The sequence below is a fragment of the uncultured Candidatus Puniceispirillum sp. genome (genome assembly GCF_963979125.1).
GTDB lineage: Bacteria > Pseudomonadota > Alphaproteobacteria > Puniceispirillales > Puniceispirillaceae > Puniceispirillum.
This window is the reverse complement of record NZ_CAXBVX010000151.1, coordinates 1-3,183: the sequence shown is the minus strand read 5'-3', so window position 1 is coordinate 3,183 and position 3,183 is coordinate 1. Positions and strand designations below refer to the sequence as shown.

Annotated in this window: 4 protein-coding genes; all 4 read left to right on the top strand. The window is 44.5% G+C overall.

Annotated features, from left to right (window positions below; genetic code table 11):
- Positions 1-684, top strand: a 684-nt coding sequence (locus tag ABNT28_RS10540) for a DegT/DnrJ/EryC1/StrS family aminotransferase (protein WP_348721566.1), incomplete at its 5' end; no start/stop codon positions are given.
- Positions 685-976: 292 nt separating this feature from the next.
- Positions 977-1,654 carry a hypothetical protein gene (locus ABNT28_RS10535; protein ID WP_332924578.1) on the top strand — a complete coding sequence of 226 codons (678 nt, stop codon included), beginning with the start codon at positions 977-979 and terminating at the stop codon, positions 1,652-1,654.
- A gap of 39 nt (positions 1,655-1,693) precedes the next feature.
- The gene (locus ABNT28_RS10530; RefSeq protein ID WP_332924577.1) at positions 1,694-2,155 is read left to right on the top strand and encodes a hypothetical protein; all 462 of its coding nucleotides are present in this window, start codon (positions 1,694-1,696) and stop codon (positions 2,153-2,155) included.
- Between the two features lie 61 nt (positions 2,156-2,216).
- Positions 2,217-3,128 (top strand): DMT family transporter, encoded by a 912-nt coding sequence (locus ABNT28_RS10525; protein WP_348721565.1) that lies wholly within the window; start codon positions 2,217-2,219, stop codon positions 3,126-3,128.
- The last annotated feature ends 55 nt before the right edge of the window (positions 3,129-3,183 follow it).

Sequence of the window (3,183 nt, the reverse complement as noted above, 5' to 3'; positions counted from 1 at the left end):
GCGAAATGGCGTGGCATACGGTCAGGTAATTTTGGCAAAGTCGCCGCCTTTTCAACACAGACCTACAAACATATGAATTCGGGTGAAGGCGGGTTTTTGACAACAAATGATCCCGAAATTGCCGCGCGCGCGATTGTGTCATCAGGTTCCTACATGCTTTACGGGCGGCATGGCGCCGTGCCGGCCGAAGATGTTTTTGAAAAGGTGAAACTGATTTCCCCAAACTATTCTGGGCGCATGGATCATATGCGCGCGGCATTACTGCGAGCACAGCTTCCGCATATCGAAGAAAAAGCCGCGCAATGGAATGCGCGATATGATTTATTGCATCGACGCTTTAGCCAGATGAAGGGCGCGTCTATCCCTGAACGCAAGCAGGTTGAGGCCTATGTTGGATCATCAATCCAGTTTCGCGCTGAGGGGCTGAGCCGTGAACAAATTCCAGACTTTATTGCTGCTTGTAACGCGCGCGGGGCTGAATTGAAATGGTTTGGTGATGATGAACCAAAAGCTTTCACCAGCCGTTATGATAGCTGGAAGTATATTGATGATATTCCGCATTTGCCCAACACCCAAAAAGTGCTGTCCAATACACTGGATATGCGCATTCCTCTGACATTTGATGAGGATGATTGCACCATTATTGCCGATATTATTGAGGATGAATTATCTAATTTTCTATAGTTAATTAGTTATCATCTTTTAAATTTATATACCAACCCTGCACGACGTATATTATGCCGCGCAAGATCAAACCTGAGTTGTGTTCCCTATTTTGGATAGTGGTTTTGTCTCTATGAAAGCTATAATCAGTTACTTTACATAGTATGTAATTTATATATTTAAAACATTGTTTAAATTGTGAAAAAATTCCTATCCCTATAATATTACCACAATAAATATTAGCTAATTGCTTGCAAATTGCTTTATTCGGTATCAAGGTAAATATATAGGTTACGACGGAAGGAGGCTTGCTATGGCAAGTATGTTAACCGAGTTAGAAAATGAAGACTCATATTCTCTTGCTACGAAAGCGCGAATTGAGGACATCCTTGATAGATTTATCGAAGATCTTGCAGATCTAGGTAACGATGACGCCGTAGAAAAAGTGTTAAATGCTCAACAAATTGAAGTTGATAAAAAAAATAGGCGCGTAAGCGATTTTGTTGAGATGATTTATGATGAATTTACCAAGGGTAAATCTGTGCGTGTGGTCATTAAGCGCGACGAGCTGATTGATCCAATTACCACCATTATTAAAGAAGCTGGTTTTTCCAAAGTAATACGTGTTGGCAGAACCAATATGTTGGATGTTAAAATACCAAAGCCTACTTTTGAACAGCTTGAAGCATTAAGCGAAAAAGTTGACCAAATGCGGACAAGTTCAATTAATAAAGCGACTGCGATTAAGGCTGACTCTCTGCAACGAATAAAAGCTGGGATGGACAAGGAATATCTTGAAGCGCCTGAAGCCAAGAAAGCAACCGAACAGATTGAATTGGTGCTAAGAGAAGTTGCGCTCCATATTCGTGTTATAGCGCGGATTAAACAAAAGAAAATGCTCAAAGATCAATTTGTATGGGAAGATAAAGAACAAAGACTAATTATTGAGCCATTGATGAAAAAAGGCATTTATCGCGGCGTTGTAAAATAGAATGTCTTGGTGCCTATTTGGGTTGATTTGAGGGTGTAAATGCGTTTAGGGATAATGCGCCAAAAGCGCGTCTTTGGTTATGTGGTCGTTCTTGGGATCGGGCTGATTGTGGGCATGAGTCACACTGTCTTTGCCAAATCCAAAGATGTGCCTTGTTCGGTGCGTGTCATGTTTCAGGATGATGACGTTGGCGTTGCCACCTTATATGTTCTATCGACACAAATCAAAAACACCGCGCCACGCGCCATCTCTGGCGTATCGCTTTTATTGTTCGATGATGCAGGTAAAAGCATGGGTAATTCCAACGCACATTGTGGCGAAGATGCCAATGGGCTTGGCGGTGGTGATACCGGCCAATGCGCAAAAGTCTTGCAAACAATTTCTGGTAAAATGATGAAAAAGCTTGGCCATGAAATATGGGTCAAGACGGTGAATGATCAACTTGCCCAGTTAAAGAATATTGCCCAGTGCCAGATGGTCGGCGTGAACTATATCGATTAGTCACGCTTTCACCTTCTTGCATTGCGTGCTAACGTGCCGCCAGATAATTGCGAGCATAGAAATGCGTTTTTCCAATTTTACATCTAATTACAACCCAGCCGTTTTTGGCATTTTATTAGCCCTTTTGGGTGTGCTTATATTAACGCCTGATACCCTCGTTATGCGGCTTTCTGGACTTGAAAGATGGCCCTTGATGGGCTGGCGTGGTATTTTGATGGGGGCTACCCTTTTCTTTATCTGGCGGTTATTTCCAAGCCAAGACAGGCTTCAAGAATTGCGCAGCCTTGGATCGTGGCAAGGCATTCTGGTGGTCATCGCTTTTGGATTAAATTCGATTACATTCACACTGGGGATTGCCGAAACGTCGGTTATTGTTGTCTTAACCGCGGTGGCGCTCATGCCATTGGTCGCGGCCATGCTATCCTTTTTCATGCTGGGCGAAAAACAAGGCTGGCTTGGCTGGCTAACAATCATGCTGGCAATGTTAGGTGTTGTGATTGTTGTTATGGATGGCGGCAATGCTCTTGGCCAACCTCAAGGTTCAGTATGGCTTGGTGCCGCCTATGGCCTTGTTACGGCATTTGGGTTGGCTTTGACGTTTACGGTCACACGCAAATATCCGGCCTTAAGTATTCTGCCTGCCTGCGCTCTTGGTTCTTTTCTGAGCGGTGTTGTCGGCTTTGCCCTTAGCGCTGACGGCACAATCTTTATCGCACCGATCTGGACAATCATGGTAATGGGCATGCTTATCCTGCCGCTATCATTTACCTGCCTTGGCATTGCCCCACGCTATATAAGCTCAGCCATTGTCAGCCTTATGATGCTATTGGAAATGGTGATTGGGCCATTCTGGGTCTGGCTTGGTATTGGCGAGCGTCCTACAGCGACAATGATTGGCGGCAGTCTTTTTGTACTTTGCGTTCTGATGTTTCACGTGGTTCGCACTAGCCGCATGTCAGCATCACACCCTTAGGGCACTTTAATGACCTCATCACACGCATCCACCCCCCGCTTTGGCTATGGCAAAC

Bases quoted from the DNA above. Each gene is read 5' to 3' on its own strand.
- ABNT28_RS10535 (WP_332924578.1), top strand. From the start codon at position 977: ATGGCAAGTATGTTAACCGAGTTAGAAAATGAAGACTCATATTCTCTT.
- ABNT28_RS10525 (WP_348721565.1), top strand. From the start codon at position 2,217: ATGCGTTTTTCCAATTTTACATCTAATTACAACCCAGCCGTTTTTGGC.
- ABNT28_RS10530 (WP_332924577.1), top strand. From the start codon at position 1,694: ATGCGTTTAGGGATAATGCGCCAAAAGCGCGTCTTTGGTTATGTGGTC.